General features: G+C 68.2%; 15 protein-coding genes. 8 read left to right on the plus strand and 7 right to left on the minus strand.

The annotated features are described in order from the left end of the window. The first annotated feature begins 53 nt into the window (after positions 1-53). A complete protein-coding gene (locus tag OZ10_RS03355; protein WP_039406086.1) occupies positions 54-803 on the plus strand; it encodes a C40 family peptidase in 750 nt (249 codons plus the stop codon). A gap of 222 nt (positions 804-1,025) precedes the next feature. Here the strand turns inward: OZ10_RS03355 and OZ10_RS03360 are convergent, their stop codons facing one another. The 3 genes from OZ10_RS03360 to OZ10_RS03370 all read right to left on the minus strand — a co-directional run bounded on the left by OZ10_RS03360 (position 1,026) and on the right by OZ10_RS03370 (position 4,000). Continuing rightward, positions 1,026-1,517, minus strand: coding sequence for an acyl-CoA thioesterase (locus OZ10_RS03360; RefSeq protein ID WP_039406085.1), 492 nt, complete (start codon positions 1,515-1,517; stop codon positions 1,026-1,028). Between the two features lie 290 nt (positions 1,518-1,807). Beyond that, positions 1,808-2,650: a class I SAM-dependent methyltransferase gene (locus tag OZ10_RS03365; protein WP_039406083.1), complete on the minus strand. Its 843-nt coding sequence runs from the start codon at positions 2,648-2,650 to the stop codon at positions 1,808-1,810. A gap of 9 nt (positions 2,651-2,659) precedes the next feature. Continuing rightward, a complete protein-coding gene (locus OZ10_RS03370; RefSeq protein WP_039563953.1) occupies positions 2,660-4,000 on the minus strand; it encodes a dicarboxylate/amino acid:cation symporter in 1,341 nt (446 codons plus the stop codon). A gap of 117 nt (positions 4,001-4,117) precedes the next feature. On the opposite strand from OZ10_RS03370, the gene OZ10_RS03375 reads away from it, so the two are divergent. The 5 genes from OZ10_RS03375 to OZ10_RS03395 all read left to right on the plus strand — a co-directional run bounded on the left by OZ10_RS03375 (position 4,118) and on the right by OZ10_RS03395 (position 10,422). Next, a complete protein-coding gene (locus OZ10_RS03375) occupies positions 4,118-5,851 on the plus strand; it encodes an alkaline phosphatase family protein (RefSeq protein WP_052209957.1) in 1,734 nt (577 codons plus the stop codon). A gap of 280 nt (positions 5,852-6,131) precedes the next feature. Continuing rightward, positions 6,132-7,433, plus strand: a complete 1,302-nt coding sequence (gene tilS, locus OZ10_RS03380; RefSeq protein WP_039415637.1) for a tRNA lysidine(34) synthetase TilS — start codon at positions 6,132-6,134, stop codon at positions 7,431-7,433. A gap of 31 nt (positions 7,434-7,464) precedes the next feature. Then, the gene (locus tag OZ10_RS03385; protein WP_039411772.1) at positions 7,465-7,728 is read left to right on the plus strand and encodes an exodeoxyribonuclease VII small subunit; all 264 of its coding nucleotides are present in this window, start codon (positions 7,465-7,467) and stop codon (positions 7,726-7,728) included. A 1-nt stretch (position 7,729) separates the two neighbouring features. Beyond that, a complete protein-coding gene (locus tag OZ10_RS03390) occupies positions 7,730-8,605 on the plus strand; it encodes a polyprenyl synthetase family protein (RefSeq protein ID WP_039411769.1) in 876 nt (291 codons plus the stop codon). Positions 8,606-9,324: 719 nt separating this feature from the next. After that, entirely contained in the window at positions 9,325-10,422 is a 1,098-nt protein-coding gene (locus OZ10_RS03395; RefSeq protein WP_039563955.1) for a M35 family metalloendopeptidase, read from the plus strand. Positions 10,423-10,491: 69 nt separating this feature from the next. Here OZ10_RS03395 and OZ10_RS03400 read toward each other — a convergent pair whose 3' ends face one another. Together OZ10_RS03400 and pmbA are read right to left on the minus strand one after the other, a co-directional pair. Then, positions 10,492-10,881 (minus strand): DUF4870 domain-containing protein, encoded by a 390-nt coding sequence (locus tag OZ10_RS03400; RefSeq protein ID WP_039563956.1) that lies wholly within the window; start codon positions 10,879-10,881, stop codon positions 10,492-10,494. A 227-nt stretch (positions 10,882-11,108) separates the two neighbouring features. Then, positions 11,109-12,476 (minus strand): metalloprotease PmbA, encoded by a 1,368-nt coding sequence (gene pmbA, locus OZ10_RS03405; RefSeq protein WP_039563957.1) that lies wholly within the window; start codon positions 12,474-12,476, stop codon positions 11,109-11,111. Between the two features lie 199 nt (positions 12,477-12,675). Between pmbA and yjgA the strand changes: the two genes are divergently transcribed. Further along, positions 12,676-13,257 carry a ribosome biogenesis factor YjgA gene (gene yjgA / locus OZ10_RS03410; RefSeq protein WP_039411756.1) on the plus strand — a complete coding sequence of 194 codons (582 nt, stop codon included), beginning with the start codon at positions 12,676-12,678 and terminating at the stop codon, positions 13,255-13,257. A 256-nt stretch (positions 13,258-13,513) separates the two neighbouring features. Here yjgA and tldD read toward each other — a convergent pair whose 3' ends face one another. After that, positions 13,514-14,959, minus strand: coding sequence for a metalloprotease TldD (gene tldD / locus OZ10_RS03415; RefSeq protein ID WP_039411753.1), 1,446 nt, complete (start codon positions 14,957-14,959; stop codon positions 13,514-13,516). Between the two features lie 98 nt (positions 14,960-15,057). On the opposite strand from tldD, the gene OZ10_RS03420 reads away from it, so the two are divergent. Then, positions 15,058-15,807 carry a DUF6065 family protein gene (locus OZ10_RS03420; protein ID WP_039411750.1) on the plus strand — a complete coding sequence of 250 codons (750 nt, stop codon included), beginning with the start codon at positions 15,058-15,060 and terminating at the stop codon, positions 15,805-15,807. 124 nt (positions 15,808-15,931) lie between these two features. Here OZ10_RS03420 and OZ10_RS03425 read toward each other — a convergent pair whose 3' ends face one another. Further along, positions 15,932-19,849 carry a YhdP family protein gene (locus OZ10_RS03425; RefSeq protein ID WP_039411746.1) on the minus strand — a complete coding sequence of 1,306 codons (3,918 nt, stop codon included), beginning with the start codon at positions 19,847-19,849 and terminating at the stop codon, positions 15,932-15,934. Positions 19,850-19,969 lie beyond the last annotated feature (120 nt).

A 19,969-nucleotide genomic window follows, 5' to 3' on the forward strand; every position in this document is an offset into this window, starting at 1 on the left:
GATTCGTTCACCAGGGCATCATCCCGCATCGCCAGCAGAATTGTGATTCCCGCGTGACGAACGACGAACAGATCAGCCCTGGCGCCGCCCCGCTTCCGCTCCGGAAACCGCTCCGCCTGCTTTGCGCCACCGCCCTTTGGATTGCTGCACTTCCCGCTCTGGCGCAGACCGCCAACAGCGCCTCATCCACTCCGCAGACGACCACGCCAGACAGCGCCGTCGCCGCCGAGAAAGCCGCAACCCGCAGCCGTGCCGACGCCGCTGCCACCGCAACACTGGCCGCCCTGCTTCCGCACCTGGCTGCCAATGACGCCATTCCGCTGATGGACCGCTCGGCGATGTTCGCCGGCGACCTCAGCCGCCTGTTGGCCAACTACGACGTGTCGCAGAGCGCCGCCAACGCTGCGCAGAATGCCGTGGCCGACAGCCGCGTGCAGGTGATCCTGCAACGCGCCATGGCCCTGCTCGGCACCCCCTACGTCTGGGGCGGCGAGTCCACCGAAGGTTTTGATTGCAGTGGCCTGGTTGGCTACGTCTTCAAGACCGCGCTGGGTATCGACCTGCCGCGCGTCTCGCGCGACATTGCCCGCGACGAATCGGCCGAGCTGATCAAGGACCCGAACGCGCTGAAGGCAGGCGACCTGGTGTTTTTCGGCGAGCGTGGCCGCATCGATCATGTCGGCCTCGTGGTCGGCGACGGCAAGTTCCTACACGCGCCCAGCCGCGGCAAGGACGTGCGCGTGGATTCGCTGGCCAGCGGCTACTGGAGCGAGAAGTTCATCCAGGCACGCCGGGTGCTCTGATTGCCGGTATAGACACTGCGTCGATTGCATGACAAAGGCCGCGGCGATCCCGCGGCCTTTTCGTTGCAGTGCCGTGGCACGTTGCAGTCCTGCATCGCCCGCGACCGCTGCGTGGCAACGGGTACACCCGCCGCCGGCTGCACTGCGCGCGCCGGGCCTCACGCTACGTGCGGCATCTTGGGCATGCGTGTACCCCAGCGGCAGCGCGGCCTGCGGTGCCGGTTACCGCGAGGTATCGGCCTGGTAATGGGCCATGGTGTCCTCGATGCCCTTGCTCAGCTCCATCACCTTGAGCGCGTACTCGGCCAGGCGTTGATCCTCTGGCGTATCCGGCCGCCAGGAAGGCACTTCCACCGGCGTGACGCCGTCCGGGTCCATCGCCACGAACACGATGATGCAGTGCGTGCACAGGCGCGAGTCGCCCCCCATCGGGCTGCGCGCACGCACATCGATGGCGAAGTGCATGCTGCTGCGCCCGGTGTAGACCAGCTTGGCCGATACCGCGACCAGGTCGCCGATCCGTACCGGCGCCACGAAGCGGATGCCGCCCACCGCCACGGTCACGCAGTAATGCCCGCTCCAGCCACTGGCCGCCGCGAAGCCGACCTGGTCGATCCACTTCATCACCACACCGCCATGCACCTTGCCGCCGAAATTGACGTCGCTGGGCTCGGCCAGAAATCGAAATGTCAGATCACGCTGTTGGCCGGTCACCGCCCGCCTCCCTCAATGGATGAGCCGGCAGTGTGCCATGTGGCTGCAACGGCGGGCACGCGTTGCGCGGCAGCGTCCACTGCTCGCAACATTGGGCGACGTTGCCTACCTGCAAAGCGGTCACCTGCGCTGATCCGGCGCGAGCTCTGCAGCCCTGCGAGCAGAACCGCAACGCCGGCCACCATTGCGATGTCGACGCGGCACCCACCTGGCTGTCGACGTCCGCAAGCGACGGGCCTGCGCACCGGCCGCTATATCGCAGCCTCGTCCAATGCGGCTTGCAGGCACCGCTAGGCCGTCGCGCGCGCCGCCGCGACGTTGTCCTGCTTGCGAAGGCAGAGCCACGGGAAATGCGGCTGTTGCAGCCCCAGCAGGCGCCGCACCCGCGCACCCAGCCGGCGCGGATCGAACCGCCATTCCACTGCAAATCGGTCGAAGGTGGCGTAGGTGTGCTGGTGATATTGCTCCGCCAATGCAGGCACGCCCAACCCGGTGAAATACCGCAGGCTGCGCGCGGCACTGTCGTTGGCGCGTTGCGAACTTGCGTACAAGGGGCTGTCGAGGATATGCAGCTCGCCGCCATCGCGCAGCTGCGCCAGCAGGCGCACCAGCAGCGCGCCGGGGTCGGCGAAATACTGGATGCACGCCGGCACCACGATGACGTCGAACACATCCCGCGGCAATGCCAGGGTGTGGATATCGGCGGCAACGAAACTCAGGCGTTGGTCGTGACCGAACACGCGTGCGGCCTGCGCAAGTTCGGTGCGATTGACGTCGATGCCGCACACGTCGCGTTGCAGCGACTGGGCGAGCCGTTGCGACAGCCAGCCATTGCCGCAGCCCAGTTCAAGAATGGCGCCTTCCCCTGCGCGCGCGCGCAGGTGTTGCACCAGCAAGTCACTGGACAGCGCGCGCACCTGCCATTCCAGGCTGGCGCCGAGCTTGCCGCCGGGGCGCGGCAGGCTGCGGACCTGCGCATCGGTATACAGGCGCCCTTCCTTGCGCCGCACCTGCAGGTAGCGGTCCTCGAACGGATCCGGCGCCAGGCTGCGCTGCACGAACACACCGTCGACCATCTCCAGCTCGGTCACTTGCGCCAGGCGCTCGCGCAGCACGGGAAATCCTGCCGTCATCGAGGGCGCTCAGCGCAGCGGCTTGGCGCTGTCCGCCGGCGGATCTTCCAGCCCCACATTGGTGGAGGCGGACTCGTAGATGGTCTTGTCGAGCAGGCCGGTTTCCTTGGCCACCAGCACCGGCACCAGCATCTGCCCGGTCACGTTGGTCATGGTGCGCATCATGTCCAGGATGCGGTCGATGGCGTACAGGTAGCCGATCACTTCCAATGGCAGGTTGGCCGCGCTCAGCACCACCGTGGCCATGATCACTGCCGTGCCCGGCACGCCGGCGGTGCCGAAGCTGCCCAACACCGAGGCGATCAGCACCACGAAGTACTGGTTGGCGGTCAGCGGTACGCCGGTGTATTGCGCGATGAACACCGCGCACAGCGCCGGGAAGATCGCGCCGCAACCATCCATCTTGATGCTGGCGCCCAACGGCACCGCAAACGCGGCGTAGTCCTTGCTCACGCCCAGGTTATGGGTGATCGAGCGCATCGCCACCGGCATGGCGGCAAAGCTCGACGAACTGACGAAGGCCACCTGCATGCCGGGCGCAGCGCCGCGGAAGAACTTCCACGGATTGAGCCCATGCACCAGCAACAGGCCGCTATAGACCACCAGGATATGGATCGCACAGGCCACATACAGCGCCAGCACGAAACTGCCAAACGGCAACAGCTTGGCGAATCCGTAGCTGCCGACCAGGCTGGCGATCAGGCCGAAGGTGCCGAGCGGGGTCATCTCCAGCACGAAGCGGGTGACCTGGATCATGATGTCGCTCAGTTGCCCGGTCAGCTTGCGCGCCTCGGCCACCCGTTCGCCGAGCTTGACCATCGCAAAGCCCAGCAGCCCGGCAAAGAAGATCACCGGCAGGATCGAGCCGCGCCCGGCCGCCAGCACGGTTTCGCCAGCGGCATTGGTCTTGGTGCCGATGCCGGTGAGTGCGTAGAACGGATTGGACGGCACCACGTCCAGCAGCACCTTGATCGGGCTGGGCACATCGCGCGGCTTCCAGGTGGAGTCCACGCTCAGATTGAAGTGGCCGGCGCCCGGCTGCAGCAGCGTGCCCACCGCCAGCCCTACGCCAACGGCCAAGGCCGCGGTGATCACGAACCACAGGAAGGTGCGCCCGCCCAGTGCAGCCACCGATTTCTGCCCGTGCAGCGAGGAGATCGCATTGATCACCGCGAAGAACACCAGCGGCACGGCGATCATCTTGATCAGGGTGACGTACAGATCGCCCAGTGGACCGAACCACACGTCGGCCGCCGGCCCCATGGCCCAGCCAGCCAGCGCGCCCAGGACGAAGCCGGCCACCACGCGCTGCCAGAACGGAATGCGCAACCAGGCCGCAACCAGTCTCATGTCGTCGAATCATCCGGGGGGGGAGAGTGCATGCACCTTATCGCAGGCCCGGCCTGCCCGCGAGGCCACGACTGGAACAGCGGCGTGTCATCTGTGCGACGGACGCGGGCCGGCATAATGGGCGCTGATTCAGCCACGAGTTCGACCCCGATGCGTTACCGCCTGCCTGCCCTCGCCGCCCTCACCACGCTCTGCGTTGCCGCCTGCGCCTCCACTGCCGGACGCAGCGCCTCTGCACCCGCTGCCGTCAACGTGGATGTGCCACCCGTGACCCATCCGACCGGCGAGACCCCGCAATGGTGGTATCGCTCCGGTGCGGCGCGCGCCGCCGGCAACGGCGCCATGGCCGGCAAGGCGCGTAACGTGATCCTGTTCCTGGGCGATGGCATGAGCCTGACCACCGTGGCGGCTGCACGCATCCTCGATGGCCAACGCAAGGGCGGGCCCGGCGAGGAGAACCTGCTGTCGTGGGAGCAGTTCCCGGCCACCGCCTTCAGCAAGACCTACAACACCGATTCGCAGACGCCGGATTCGGCCGGCACCATGACCTCCATCACCACCGGTGTGAAGTCGCACATGGGCGCGATCGGGGTCAGCAGCGGCAATCGCAGCGACTGCGCCGACAGCTTGAACAAGGGCCTGCTGAGCTGGCTGCAACTGGCCGACAGCGCCGGCATGGCCACCGGCATCGTCACCACCACGCGCCTGACCCATGCAACGCCTGCGGCAACGTATGCACATTCGCCGGACCGCAACTGGGAAAACGACACCGATCTTCCCGAGTCCGCGCGCACCGCCGGCTGCCAGGACATCGCCCAGCAGCTGTTGTCCACCGCGCGCTACGGACGCGGCCCGCAGGTGGTGCTGGGCGGAGGACGCAGCCAGTTCCAGACCGTGCAGGAGCGCGACCCCGAATACGACGACAAGGTGGGCCTGCGCCTGGACGGCCGCGATCTGGTGGCCGAATGGAAGCAGGCGCACCCGCAGGGCGCGTATGTCTGGAACGCGCAGCAATTGAAAGCGGCAACCGGCGCGCCGGCGCTGCTGGGGCTGTTCGAACCGGACCACATGCAGTTCGACCACGACCGCAACCGCACCCCGCAGGGCGAGCCCAGCCTGACCGAGATGACGCGCACCGCGATCCAGTCGCTGTCGCGTGACCCGAACGGGTTCGTACTGATGGTCGAAGGCGGCCGGATCGATCACGCCAATCACGCCGGCAACGCCTACCGCGCGCTCGATGAAACCGTGTCGCTGTCCGATGCGGTGCGCGCTGCCGTGCAGACCGCGCCGCCGGACACGCTGATCATCGTCACCGCCGACCATTCGCACACGCTCAACTTCGTCGGCTACCCGGTGCGCGGCAATCCGATTCTGGGCAAGGTGCGCGGCACCGGCGGCGAAGAAGGCGACCGCACCCAGCTGGCCACCGACCTGGCCGGCCAGCCCTACACCACCCTCAGCTATGCCAACGGCCCCGGCTATACCGGCGCCAGCAACGCGCAGCCGGCCGGCCCCAAGAAGTACCCGCACGAACCCAGCAACAGCGAGCCGGCCGCCGGCCGCCCGGACCTGACCCACGTCGACACCGAGGCGCCCAGCTACATGCAGGAGTCGCTGGTGCCGACCAAGTCCGAAAGCCATGGCGGCGAAGACGTCGGCATCTGGGCTACCGGCCCGGGCAGCGCGGCCTTCCGCGGCACCCTGGAGGAGAACGTGATCTACCACGTCATCGTGCAGGCCACCCCGCGCCTGCGCGCGCGCCTGTGCAAGGTCGGCACCTGCAACAGCGCCGGCGTGCCGGTGGAGCTGCCCAAGCCGGCGACGTTCGAGGCGGCGGCCACGCGTTGATGGGCGGCTTGCGGCGCGATGACGACCGATGGGCCGGCGACCAGCCTCACCTTGCCGGCGTGTCTGACGCATCAACGGACGGCGGTGGGCATGACGCGCAGCGGCCTGGGCGACTGGCTGCATCGGCTTGTGCTTGCCGATGCGCGGCACACCGCGATGGCCATGGCACCGCCATGTGCGCGGGCCAGGCGGTGCGATCCACACCCGCCTGGCACACCGCTGCTTCGCAGACACCGGCAGCTCGCGTGCGACGCGGCGTTCGGCCGTCAGTGAGCACCCGGTGACCGACGCCACCACATTGCTCCCCGCCACTCCCCCCGGCCCGGTGGTGATCGCCTACAGCGGCGGCATGGATTCGGCGGTCTTGCTGCACGCGCTGGCTGCGATTCCGGCCTACCGTGCGCGCGGCCTGCGGGCGCTGCACGTGCACCACGGCCTGCATGCCGACGCCGATGCCTGGGCGCTGCATTGCCGGCACACCTGCGCGGCGCTGCAGGTGCCGCTGCGCATCGTGCAGGTGCAGGTCGCGCGCGACAGCGGGCTGGGCCTGGAGGCGGCCGCGCGCCAGGCCCGCCATGCCGCCTTTGCCGAAAGCCTTGCGCCCGGCGAATGGTTGGCACTGGCCCACCACCGCGACGACCAGGCCGAGACCTTCCTGCTGCGCGCACTGCGCGCCTCCGGCCCGGATGGATTGGGTGCCATGCGCGCGCAGCGGCGCTTTGCCGACGGCATGGCGTGGCGCCCGTTGCTGACGCGGGCACGCGCCGACCTGCAGGCGTATGCACAGGTGCACCGGTTGCACTGGATCGAAGACCCGAGCAATGCAGATGCGCGCTACGACCGCAATTTCCTGCGGACCCGGGTGCTGCCGTTGCTGCAGCAACGCTGGCCGCAGGCGGCCGACGCACTGGCGCGCAGCGCGCAGCTGAGTGCCGACGCCGGTGAGCTGCTGCTGCACGAGGACCTGAGACTGCTGCCTGATATGCAGACGGCCACGGGCGCCCTGGACCTGCAGCTGCTGCGCGCACAGCCCGCGGCACGCCGGCCGCGGTTGCTGCGCGCATGGGCAAGCGCAGCCGGCGCGCCACCGCTGCCCGCCCACGGCGTGGCAGCCCTTGAGCAGGAGATCGAGCACCACGCCGCCGACCGGCAGGCCTGTTTTGCGTGGCAGCAGGTCGAAGTGCGCCGCTGGCGGCACCGTCTCTACCTGCGCCGCCCGTCCGTCCCATGGCCGGCGCACTGGTCTGCGCCATGGGACGGCGCGCAGCCGCTCTGCCTGCCCGATGGCGCGCAGCTGCAGCTGCTGGGCGCGCCGGGGCTGCGCTTTGCGCAACCGCTGCTGGTGCGTGGCCGACACGGTGGCGAGCGCATCGTGCTGCCGCAGCGCGCGCATTCGCATCGGCTCAAGCATCTGCTGCAGGCCTCGGATCTGCCGCCGTGGGAGCGCGATCGCCTGCCGATCCTGTGGGCTGGCGACCAGGTCCTGGCCGCGGGCGATTGCATCGTCTCGGCCACGTTGAGCCACTGGTTGCAGGCCAATGCAGCGCGTCTGGTCTGGCGCGCGGACACCACGGCGAATTGACCCGCCTGCGCGCGCGCCGCACACTTTAGCGATGGCCAAGAAGTCCTTGAACGAAACATCCCCGGTTGCCCGCTTCGAACAGTCGCTGGAAGAACTCGAGCAACTGGTGCAGAAAATGGAAGTCGGCGACCTGAGCCTGGAGCAATCGCTCACCGCCTACGAACGTGGCATCGGCTTGTACCGCGATTGCCAGCAGGCGCTGGAACAGGCCGAACTGCGCGTGCGATTGCTGACCGACCCCGCCCGCCCCGAGCTTGCCGAAGCGTTCGAGCCGCCGTCGCTGGACGGCGGCTGAGGTGAGTTCCGCGCTGTTCGAACACTGGATCGCCCGTACCGAACGCAGCCTCGAAGCCGGCCTGCCGGATGCCGCACTGGCGCCGCAGCGGCTGCACGCCGCGATGCGGCACGCCGTGCTCGGCGGCGGCAAACGCATGCGCCCGCTGCTGGTGTATGCCAGCGGCGCATTGTTCGGCGCCGAGGAAGACCTGCTGGACACACCGGCGGTGGCCGTGGAGCTGATCCACGCCTACTCGCTGGTGCACGACGACCTGCCGGCGATGGACGACGACGCGTTGCGCCGCGGCCAGCCCACCGTGCATATCGCCTTCGACGAAGCAACCGCCATCCTGGCCGGCGATGCATTGCAGACCCGCGCCTTCGAGCTGCTGGCCGCCGCACCTGTCAGTGCCGAGCTGCGTGTGGGCTGGCTGCAGAGCCTGTCCACTGCTGCCGGTGCTGCCGGCATGTGCGGGGGCCAGGCACTGGATATCGATGCCACCGGCCAGCTGCAATCGCTGCACGCCTTGCAGCGCATGCATGCGCTCAAGACCGGTGCCCTGATCCGCGCGGCGGTGCGCATGGGCGCACTGGCCGGCAATGCCGGCGCGGCCGACCAGCAGCGCGTGGACGACTTTGCCGACGCACTGGGCCTGGCCTTCCAGGTCCGCGATGACATCCTGGATGTGGAATCGAGCTCGGCGCAGCTGGGCAAGACCGCCGGCAAGGACGCCGCACAGTCCAAGTCCACCTACCCTGCCTTGCTTGGCATGGACGGCGCCAAGTCCAAATTGGCGGAGCTGGCGACGCGCATGCACGACATCCTGCAGCCCTATGGCCAGCCGGGCGACACCCTGGCCAGCCTGGGCCGGTTCGCGGTAGACCGCGCGCACTGAATCACCTCGCCACGGCCACTATCGTCAGCCAGGCGACGGTGGTGCCCGACCACACTCCTCCATTGGACAGTTGTGCTCGGCCGGGAGAGACGGTGCGCCGAAAGCGCTGCTCGTTCACTGCGTTACCGACAGACGCAGAGCACCGCTGCGCTGGCGCCACGAGCCAGCGCTGGCGCATACAAGCGGGTCAACGCACGCAGGGGCTGCCCGGTGCATCGGCACGGCGCGACCCGACGCCGGTGGCTGCGACATGGCCGGCCGACCTGCTCGCGGTTGCCGTCGAGCATCGCAGTGACGCTTGAGTGCACTCCAACACGGCGCCAAAGCGGGCGGCCCACCACGCACGTCGCCGACTTCCGGCATCCCGCTGGCAGCCGTTCTGATCGGCCCCCACTGACGAAGGCGACCCAATCTGCGCACTCCGTGCGCCAGCGCACGGTTGCAGCCGTGAGGGCGATCGGGCGACCGGAGAAGAAGGTCACAAAATGAAACTTTCATCACCGAGGTTTGTGTCAGCCGCTGACACACGCCCGGCGTCAAGAAACGACGGGCATCATACTTTATTCCTGAATTATCGACATCGGCAGTGACTTTCTCGGACTTCTGGATTATCTGTCATCAGAAATATCGTTAATTGAACGACTTGTCGCGCCCGCTCGCGCTACCTAGGTTTGGCTGGCCCGCACTCGCAGGCATCCCCCGACCAAGGAGAGTCACTGGTGAAAAATGTTTTTCTCGCATCGTTTGCAGCAGGCACGCTCGCCGTTGTCGGTGTGCTCGGTTCGGCGCAGGCGCAGTCCGTGCGCGGCCCGGTTCCGTTGACAATCGAACTGTCGCCAGTGGCCGATCAGGCTGGCCGTCATCAAGGCAAGATCGCCGTCACCGTCACCAACAACGGCAGCCAGATCGCACGCGTGCCGACCTATCAGCTGCCGCTGAAGTCGCTGGACAACGGCATTCTGGAAGTGAGCCGCGATGGCACGCCAGTGGACTACACCGGGCGCCTGGTCAAGCGCGGCCTGCCTAAGGCGGCCGACTTCACCATCCTGCAGCCGGGCCAGAGCGTGAAAGGTGAGGTCGATCTGGCCGGCGCCTACGACCTGTCCACCAGCGGCCACTACACCATCCAGGTGCGCTCCACCCTGCAGTACGCCTCGCTGTCCGACGGCAGCCTGATGAAAGCCGCCAACGGCCTGCCCGCGGTGGCCACCAGCAGCCCGCTGACCGTGTGGCTGGACGGCGCACGCCGCGGCGTGCAGCGCCAGCTCGCAGTCGGCCCGACCGCCGTGGTCAACGGCATCAACTACCTCAACTGCAGCACCACCCGCACCAACCAGGCCGCCAGTGCCGTCACTGCCGCGCGCAACTACTCGCAAAACGCGCGCAACTACCTCAATGCGGGCAGCACTGGCGCGCGTTACACCACCTGGTTCGGCGCCTATAACGCCTCGCGCTACAGCCGGGTCAGCTCCAACTTCGTCAACATCGACAACGCGCTGGACCAGAACAACCGCCAGCTGACGATCAATTGCAGCTGCGAAGCGGATCTGGCGGACGCCTTCGCCTACGTCTATCCGAACCAGCCGTACGAGATCCATGTCTGCAACGCGTTCTGGAGCGCGTCTACCACCGGCACCGACTCCAAGGCGGGCACGCTGGTGCACGAGACCAGCCACTTCACCGTGGTGGCCGGTACCCAGGACCGCGTCTACGGTCAGTCCGGCGCGCGCAGCCTGGCCCAAAGCAACCCGGCCCAGGCCATCACCAATGCCGACAGCCACGAGTACTTTGCCGAGAACACCCCGGCGCAGAACTGATCGCGCCATCGCCTGAAACGACAAAGGCCCGGCAGCGATGCCGGGCCTTTGCTGTTCGCACCGCGCCGATTACTTGATCAGGCGCAGCGCGAACGGGTAACGGTAATGCTCACCGTTGTTGGCCTTGACTGCGGCCAGGATGCAGAACACCAGGTTGGCCACCCAGACCAGCGTCGGCACGAAGAACAGGATGCCGAATGAGACGATGGTCAGGATCACCGCCAGGACATAGGCAATGATCACGGTGATCTGGAAATTCAGCGCTTCCTTGGCCTGATCGGTGGCGAACGGCTTGGACGGGCTGGCGTCCTTGCTGATCAGCCAGATCACCAACGCACCGATGAAGGACGTCAGGATGCCGAGCAGATGCGCAGCCAGCGCCAGGGTGCGTTCTTCGGACGGCGTGCTGGTGCCGATCGGCGGCGGTGGCGGTGCGGTGTGGGTGTCGAATTCGCTCATATGTCTCCCCGAACATGATTGTGGTGCGGCGGACTATAACAACGATTCAGCCAGCCACCAGTGCGGGAAGACATGGTCTCTCACGGCAGCCAGGTCCGGTCCGTGCAGCGCGCACCACCCGAACCCGACGTCCCCACTCACCACTTGCGAGACCGGCGCCTGCATGATTCATGCGTCACTGCGCCCGAGCGCAGGCGGCGCAGTGACCCAACGGAGGAACGCCTAGCTTAGCTATCGCCCGCCACGGTCATACGGTTGATCAGCACCGAGCCGATCTTGACGTGCGAGCGCGGGTCGACATCGCTACCCACCGCTTCGATACCGGCGAACATCTCGCGCAGGTTGCCGGCAATGGTGAGCCCGTCCACCGGATAGGCGATGGCGCCGTTCTCGATCCAGAAGCCGCCGGCGCCGCGCGAGTAATCGCCGGTCACCGGATTGACGCCGTTGCCCATCAGCTCGGTCACCAGCAGCCCGCGCGACATGCCGCCGATCAGCGAGGCCAGATCGCCGGCGTTGGCGCTGACCTGCAGGTTGTGCACGCCGCCAGCGTTGGCGGTAGTCTGCAGACCCAGCTTGCGGGCCGAATAGCTGCCCAGCACGTAGCGCTGCAGCACACCGTCGGTGATCAGCGCCGACTGCCGCGTGGCCACGCCTTCGCCATCGAACGCGGCCGAACGCAGCCCGCGGCGCAGATGTGGCAGCTCTTCGATGTTGAACCAGTCCGGGAACAGCCTGGTGCCGACGCTGTCGAGCAGGAAGCTGGCGCGGCGATACAGCGCGCCGCCGGACACTGCACCGAGCAGATGGCCGACCAGCGGACGCGCCACCTCCGGCGCAAACAGCACCGGCAACTGCCCGGTGGGCAGGGAGCGCGGCTGCAGACGCGCCAGGGTGCGCTCGGCAGCGTGGCGGCCAATGGCCTCCGGCGCTTCGAGGTCCTCGCGCGCCAGGGCACTGCTGTACCAGCCGTCGCGCTGCATGCCGTCGCCCTGCCCGGCAATCAACGCGCAGCTGATCGAATGATGGGTGCCGCGTTCGCGGCCGATGAACCCATGCGAGTTGGCGTAGACCGACAGGCTGAGCCCGGTGCTGGCCGAGGCGCCGTCGGAATTGCTGATGCGCGCGTCCGCGTCGCGTCCGGCGCTTTCGCAGGCCAGGGCCAGATCCACCGCAGTGTCGGCATCCAGCGCCCACGGGTGCCAGCTGTCTAGGTCAGGGAACTCGCGCGCCATCAGCTCCGGATCGGCCAGGCCGGCGGCCACGTCGTCTTCGGTGTAGCGCGCGATGGCACAGGCCTGCGCGACGGTGGCTTCCAGGCTGGACTCCTGCAGGTCGGCGGTGCTGGCACTGCCCTTGCGCTTGCCGAAGTAGACGGTCACTGCAATGCCGCGGTCGCGGGTGGATTCGACCGTTTCCACCTCGCCCAGGCGTACGTTGACGTCCAGGCCGCGCTCTTCGCTACAGCTCACTTCGGCCTGGGTGGCGCCGGCTGCACGGGCGCGCTCGAGCAGGCGCTGCGAGATATCGGTCAATGCGTCCAGACGCTGCAAGCTGTCGTCGGCGACACGGGTTTCGGAGGAGAGTGCGTTCAATGCTTTATCCTTTGGATGCGGATCCGTCCGCGAAAGCCCGACCATCCATGGTCGGACTGTCTGAATTTGGATGCGGATCCGTCCGCGAAAGCTCGGCCATCCGTGGCCGGAGTGTCTGAATTTGGTGCGGAGTCTTCCGCCGGAGTCCGGCCGTTCGTGGCCGGAAAGTCAACTAACCAAGTTTCGGGATGTAGTGGCAATGCGCGGACGTGATGAAGAGACCGGTGAATTTCGCGGCGCCAGCCGCAGCCAGCAGCGGCGCGAGGCGCTGGAAATCTTCGACCTGGGCGAAAAGCTGGTGGCGCTGACCCCGGCGCAGCTGGCCAAGCTGCCGGTGCCCGAGTCGCTGATCCCGCATATCGAAGAGAGCAAGCGCATCACCTCACACATCGCCCACAAGCGACAGCTGGCGTTTCTGGCCAAGCACATGCGCCGCGAGGACGACGAAACCCTGGCCGCGATCCGCGATGCGTTGGACGCCAACAGCGACACCGCGCGCCGCGAGGTGGCCGCGATCCACCGGGTCGAGCGTTGGCGCGAGCGCCTGCTCGCCGAAGGCGACGTCGCGCTGGCCGAACTGCTGGAAGCCTACCCGGCCGCCGACCGCCAGCAGCTGCGCCAGCTGGTGCGCAACGCGATCCACGAACGCGCCAAGAACAAACCCCCGCGCGCGTACCGCGAACTGTTCCAGGTGCTGCGCGAGCTGTCTCAAGAGCAGGGATTGGAGAGTGGGGATTCGGGATTGGACGACGACGAATCGGCGTCGGAAGGTGACGAATAAGGATCTGCCCGATCCATCAATCGAGGCAACGGCCATCCCGGCCGTTGCCACTCCCAAATCCCGACTCCCGATTCCCGTCTGCTGAACCGGAAAACCGCAAACGCCCGACGCACTGCTCTGCGCTCCTGCCGTTACGAATCCCGATTCCCGATTCCCGAATCCCGTCTGCTGAACCGGCAAACCGCAAACGCCCGACGCCCCGCTCTGCGCTCCTGCCGTTGCGAATCCCGAATCCCGATTCCCGAATCCCCGCATCTCAGGCCTGCGTCCCGCCAACCGTGATGCCGTCGATCAATAGCGACGGCTGGCCGACACCCACCGGCACGCTCTGCCCGTCCTTGCCGCACACGCCCACGCCTTCGTCCAGCGCCAGATCATTGCCGATCATGCGCACCTTCTGCATGGTTTCCGGGCCGTTGCCGATCAGGGTGGCGCCCTTGACCGGCGCGGTGACCTTGCCGTCTTCGATCAGGTAGGCCTCGGTGGCCGAGAACACGTATTTGCCGCTGGTGATGTCGACCTGGCCGCCGCCGAAGTTCACCGCGTAGATGCCCTTCTTGACCGAGCGGATCATCTCTTCCGGGTCGTGCTGGCCGGCGCGCATGTAGGTATTGGTCATACGCGGCATGGTCAGGTGCGCGAACGATTCGCGGCGGCCATTGCCGGTGGGCGCCACTCCCATCAGGCGCGCGTTGTGGCTGTCCTGCATGTAGCCCACCAGCACGCCGTCTTCGATCAGCGTGGTGCACTGGGTCGGCGTGCCTTCGTCGTCGATGTTGAGCGAGCCGCGGCGTCCGTCCAGCGTGCCGTCGTCGACGATGGTCACGCCCGGCGACGCCACGCGCTCGCCGATGCGGCCGGCGTAGACGCTGGTGCCCTTGCGATTGAAATCGCCTTCCAGCCCGTGGCCCACCGCCTCGTGCAGCAGCACGCCGGGCCAGCCGGGGCCGAGCACCACCGGCATCACGCCGGCCGGCGCCGGTATCGCCTCCAGGTTGACCAGCGCCTGGCGCAGCGCTTCGCGCGCAAACCCTTCCGGGCGGCCCTCGGCAAACAGCTCGGCGTAGCCATACCGGCCACCGCCGCCGGAATAACCGGATTCGCGGCGGCCGCTGTGCTCGACGATGACCTGCACGTTCAGGCGCACCAGCGGGCGCACGTCGGCGGCCAGCACGCCATCGCTGCGGGCGATCAACACCGTGTCCACGCCGCCGGACAGGCTCACCATCACCTGCTTGACGCGCGGGTCGGCGGCGCGCAGGTACTGGTCGATGCGGCGCAGCAGCTCTACCTTGGTGGCGCTGTCCATGTCGTCGATCGGATCGGTGGCCGGGTACAACGCCCGGCCATTGCCACGCACCAGCGCGCGCGTGGACTGCGCGCCGCCGTCGCGCGAGATCGCACGGGCCGACTGCGCCGCTTCCAGCAAGGTCTCGCGCTGGATGTCGTCGGAATACGCAAACCCGGTCTTTTCGCCGGCAATGGCGCGCACGCCCACGCCCTGTTCGATGGAATGCGCACCGTCCTTGACGATGCCGTCTTCCACGCTCCAGCTCTCGCGCCGCGAATGCTGGAAATACAGATCGCCGAAGTCGATGCCCGGCCCCAGCAGGGCGCCGAAGGTGCGGTCAAGATGGCCGGCATCCAGGCCGGAAGGAAGCAGCAGCCGGGTTTCGGCCAGAGTGAGTGCGTGATCGGTCATGCGGTCAGGATGGGGCCCGCGCGCCGGGGAGACAAGTCGTTCGGCTGAACATGCGGCGCCGCTATCATCGCCGCCAGCTCGTTATCGATCGCCCGCGCATGAAGCTCATCGCCCACGTTCTGGATGGCCACACGCTGGACATCCGCCCCGCCCCGCATGAGCGCGCGTGGATGGATGCCACCGACCAGCGTTACGCCTACCGTTGCCTGCCGCTGGCGATCGCCAATGCGCATGGTTGGGAGCTGCTGTGCCAGTCGGGTTTCGACGCCGAGTGGGACGGCGGCGACGCGCTGGCGGCAATCACCATCAACGCTGACCCAGAGACGGTCGCGCCGGCGATCAGCCACTTCGGTTATGGCGTGCTGACCTTCCATGTGCCCTGCCTGTTCCGCACCGACACCGGCATCGACCTGTTCGTCACCGGCCCGTTGAACCGGCCCAAGGACGGCATCGGCGCGTTGAGCGGCCTGGTGGAAACCGACTGGAGCCCCCACACCTTCACCATGAACTGGCGCTTCACCCGGCCCGGGCGGGTGCGCTTCGAAGCGGGCGAGCCGTTCTGCCATCTGTTCCCGCTGCAGCGGCAGTTGATCGAACAGGTGCAGCCACAATGGAAGCCGCTTTCCGAAGCGCCGCAGCTGGCGCAGCAACATGCCGACTGGACCCACAGCCGTACACGCTTTCTGGATGCACTGCCGGACGCGCAATCGGCGGCGGCGCGTGAAAAATGGCAACGCGGCTACTTTCTGGGCGTGCCCGCGCCTGGGCAACCGCCGGCGCCTGGGCACCGCTCGCGGCTGCGCCTGCCGATGTTCAGCCGCGCCGACAGTGACAGCCCCGCCGAATAAATGCGGCAATGCGTCAGCATGCATGGCTTGCCGGCTGGCGCGTACTGCATTCGATCGACGCACGGATTGAGGGCCCGAGACCAATCAGCACCGATCCTCGCTGACGCTGACGCAATCGAGCGCGTCAGCGTGGCGACCGACCGGGGGTGCCTGGGGTTGCCGTTGGCGCAGCCGGTTTGCCCGGCGCACGCTCGCGCACGTCGCGTTCGACCACATCCACCTGCGGGTCCTTCCATGGGCCGGTGACGTGGTAGGTCTTGGCACCGATCGCACCCAGCGGTTTGCCGAGCACCGCGTTGGCGGCCGCGCCCACCGCCGCGCCGACCGGGCCGCCAGCCACGGCGCCGACCACGGTCAGCAGATTGCCGGCCTTGGGGTTGACGTCCACGGTCTGGTCGAAGGTCTGCGCGCGCAGGTCGGTCTGCCCACGGATGGCGATATCCGCCGCCGGGCCGGCGATGCGGATGGCGTCGGTACGCGCGAAGCCTTCGCCAAAGCGCACCTCACCGTCCAGCGTATTGAAGGCCAGCCCCTTGGAGAAGAAATCGCGGAAGTCGAACATCAGCCGGCGCGGCAGCTGCGCCACGCTGAGCAGGCCCAGCACGCGCCCGGCGCCCGGCTCCACTTCCAGCAGCTGGCCATTGCGGACATCGACCTTGAGGTTGCCGTCCAGCGAGCCGAGCGCAAAGCCGGTCGGCGAGCCCTGCCAGCCGGCATTGAGTTCCAGCTGGCCCTCGCCCCCGCGCAGCTGGCCGCCCAGGGTGAGGTTCTGCAGCAGATTGCCGAGATTGCGGCTGTCCACCCGCGCCGACAGCCGCGTGCTGGCCGCCTCGCCCTTGCCGCGCCAGGCGCCGGTCAGGCCGATGCTCTGGTCCTCCGAGCGCAGCTGCAGCTGATCGACCTGCATGCCATCGGTGAGCCGGCTGCTGCGCAGGGTGGCCGCGCCGAAGGTCATCTTGCCCACGCGCAGGTCATCGATATCCAGCGCCAGCGGCGGGATCGACACCGGGTCGAACTCGGCCACCGCCCGTCGCGCCGGCTCGGGCAAGGCACCGGCCAGCGGATCGCCGGGCTCCGGCGCCGCAGGCTCGGGGGCCTCGGCCACCGGTTGCCAGCGCACGGTGCCGAGCTTGCCCTGCACGGTGCCACCGTCGGCATTGGGCACGGTCAGCTGGCCGGCCAGCGAGGGGCCATCCAGCGTCACCGCCACTGCGTCGCGGGTCGGCCGCAACCGCAGCCGCGTCTGCGGAAACACGCCGCCGATCATCAGCAGCCTGTCTGCCTGCACGTCGACCTGCTGCAGGGGAACGGCATCTTTTTTGGGTGTGGCCGGCTGGCCCGGCAGCGCCGGCGTGTCTGCAGCGCTGCTGCCGCGCGCCAGGCTGATCCAGTCGATCGCATCCAGCGAGGCGGTGCGGCCGGTCACCACCAACCCGTTCGCGGGCGGGCGCTCGCTCACGGTGTCGGTACCCATCACCACGCGCACGCCGGTTTGCTCGCCGTGACTGCTGGCCTTGAGCGCCACCAGCTTGCCGAACGCCACGTCGATATCGCCATCGCCCACCGGCAGCGCCACCTTGACCTGGGTATCCAGCGGCCGGGCGGCGGGTTTGTCCAGCGGCGCGGGCAGGTCCAGGGTGGTGCCCACCAGCTCGGAACGCAGCGTCAGCATGGCCTGCGCATCGGGCTGGCCGGGCGTCGGCAGTGGCACATCCACCCCCACCTGCCATGGTGCGCTGCCATGCACGTAGGGGCGCAGCCACTCCATCTGCGGTGCGCGGTCGAACAATTCCTTGGCATCCAGGGTGGCACCCAGCCGCGCCTCGAACGCCTGCCCGGGGTCCTGCACGAAGCCACCGGCGCGCAGCGCCAGCGTGCCGCTGCGGCCCTGGTGCTGCACGCTCAGCTGCTCGGCCGCAAAGCCGCTGTCGCGATACTCGGCCTGGCCACTGACCTGGTCGAAGGCCAGGTTCCAGCGCGCGTCGGCCAGCCTGGCGCCCTGCAGTGCCACCGTGCCCTGCAGGTGACCGCCCACCCCGTGGGTGCGTAACGGCCGCAGCAGATCGAAGCTCACCGCCGCCGGGCCGGACACCGTGAGATTGCGCAAGGTGTCGCCGTAGCGGCGCTCCAACGGGCTCTTGCGCAGCATGCCCAACAGCTGCGCGGCATCGGCCTGGGTAGAGGCGCGCACGTACAGCTCAGAGGTGGTGAAGCTGGGGATGCCGGCCTCCAGTTGCCTGATCGGGGTGCCGGCCAGATCGCCGCTGCCCTGCAGGGAGAATCCATTGGCGACGAAGCGCAGGTCGGCCTGCACCTGTTCCATTGCCGGCCAGTCCGGCTGGAAGCGGATCACGCCATCGCGGATATGCCCAAACGCCTCGAAGCGCCCGTCGTTGTTGTCGAACGGCCAGTCGTCCAGATCGCCGCTGACCAGGCCGGTGCCGCCGGTGATCACGCCACCGGCAACCGCCGTGTCCAGCCAGTCGATGGCCGCCTTGCTCATCTTGGAGCGGATCCAGAACTTGCGCGCCACCGGCAGGGCGACATCGTCCAGTTGCGTGGCCAGCTGGATGCGCGGGCGGCTGCCATCGTTCTGGAACCACAGCCCGCCGCGCACGCTGGCACCATAGTCCCTGGCCTGCACGCGCAACGCCGGCGTGGCGACCTGCCAGCCGGCACCGTCACGCCAGCCCACGATGCTGCCGGCCAGCTGCAGCTCGTGCACCACTCCGAACCCGGTCGGCCAGTCGAAGCGCAGCGTGGCATCCGCTGCGGGGTCGAGCTGGATCGCCTGTGCATCGCCATCGATCCGGCCGCGCAGGCCGCTGATGCCCGGCGCGTTGCCCACCGGCAGAAAGCCCAGTTCCTCGATCCGGCCGTGCGCGCGCACCGCTCCGCCCTGCTCGCCGGCGATCTGCAGATCGGCCAGGCGCAACTGCGGACGGGACAGGCTCAGCCAGCGCCGCAGGCCAGGCGACAGCTGCTCGCTCAAGGCGGCCGCCGCGATCAGGCCCGAGACATCGAGGTGTTTGCCCACCACCGCATAACGGCGCCCGCCGGCAATGCTCAGCCCGTCCAGCCGCTGCAGCCTGGCCGCCTGGCCCAAGCGCAGCAGCGGCGCATCCATGCGCCAGCCGCCGTCGATGGTCTGCCAGCGCGCACGCGCCTGCAGCCGCTCCCACACCAGCGTGCGGCGTGCGGTCTGCTCGGGCAATGCCGCGCCGGACAATCGCAGTTGCTGCAGATCGGCATCCACGGTGACTGCAGTGATCCGGCGCGCGCGCAGCTGCGCCCAGGCCTGCAGGCGTCCGCCGCCGCCGTCCACGCGCATACCGCCAAACTGCAGCAATGCCGCCCAGGCGGCCAGCTCGGCCGGGTCGGCTTGTGCATAGGCGCTGCCGTCGCCGCTGTCGCGATCGAACGCGATCACCGTGGTCAACGGTGCGCGCTGCAGGTCGATCCAGGCGCGGCTGCCGACCTTCACCGTCGAGCCGTTGACGCGCAGGCGCAGGTCGATGCGCGGCAGCGTGGTATCCACGCCGATCGACGGCGCGGCCACGCGCAGGCGCGCCTCGGCCACCTGGATCTCGCCGAGCCGGCGCAATGCTTCCAGCGGGTCCGAACGCCACCCGGCCGGCAGACCCTGCACCGACCACACGCCATCGTCGCTACGTTGCAGCGTCAGCGCCAGGCCACGCAGACGCACCTCGGTCAGCGAATGGCCGGGCAACAGGCCGGCGTACATCGCCAGCAGGATTTCGGCCTGGCCCACACGCACCTCGCCATGCGGGCCGATCCGCAAGCCATCCAGCCGCAGCAACGGGCCGCGCCGGGTCCATTCGGTCTGCAGGCGATCGAACGCGATCGGCTGGCCGGCGCGCTCGCTCAGCCATGCGGCGATCTGCTGCGGCCGCTGCTCGGCCAACGGCAACGCCTGGCTGGCCGCACCCACCAGCAACGCGATCGCCACCAGCGCAAGCGCGGTGGCAGTGATCGCATAGCGGCGAAACAGACGGAGACGGCGGCGCAGCGGGGTGGGCATTAACGGCGGGGAATGGTGAATAGGGAATAGGGAATCGCAGGAGCACAAACCGCGCCGCGCACACGATCATCCATCCGCGCGCGCCGCCATTCTAAAGATGTCACCGGCACCCCGCAGAGC

The sequence above is a fragment of the Xanthomonas cannabis pv. cannabis genome (assembly GCF_000802365.1).
Taxonomy (GTDB): Bacteria; Pseudomonadota; Gammaproteobacteria; order Xanthomonadales; family Xanthomonadaceae; genus Xanthomonas; species Xanthomonas cannabis.

What these genes read in the sequence shown, in the direction of transcription:
- OZ10_RS03365 (WP_039406083.1), bottom strand. Translation starts at nt 2,650, where the DNA reads ATGACGGCAGGATTTCCCGTGCTGCGCGAGCGCCTGGCGCAAGTGACC.
- OZ10_RS03375 (WP_052209957.1), top strand. Translation starts at nt 4,118, where the DNA reads ATGGGCGCTGATTCAGCCACGAGTTCGACCCCGATGCGTTACCGCCTG.
- OZ10_RS03420 (WP_039411750.1), top strand. Translation starts at nt 15,058, where the DNA reads ATGAAGCTCATCGCCCACGTTCTGGATGGCCACACGCTGGACATCCGC.
- OZ10_RS03385 (WP_039411772.1), top strand. Translation starts at nt 7,465, where the DNA reads ATGGCCAAGAAGTCCTTGAACGAAACATCCCCGGTTGCCCGCTTCGAA.
- OZ10_RS03400 (WP_039563956.1), bottom strand. Translation starts at nt 10,881, where the DNA reads ATGAGCGAATTCGACACCCACACCGCACCGCCACCGCCGCCGATCGGC.
- OZ10_RS03370 (WP_039563953.1), bottom strand. Translation starts at nt 4,000, where the DNA reads ATGAGACTGGTTGCGGCCTGGTTGCGCATTCCGTTCTGGCAGCGCGTG.
- OZ10_RS03425 (WP_039411746.1), bottom strand. Translation starts at nt 19,849, where the DNA reads ATGCCCACCCCGCTGCGCCGCCGTCTCCGTCTGTTTCGCCGCTATGCG.
- tldD (WP_039411753.1), bottom strand. Translation starts at nt 14,959, where the DNA reads ATGACCGATCACGCACTCACTCTGGCCGAAACCCGGCTGCTGCTTCCT.
- yjgA (WP_039411756.1), top strand. Translation starts at nt 12,676, where the DNA reads ATGCGCGGACGTGATGAAGAGACCGGTGAATTTCGCGGCGCCAGCCGC.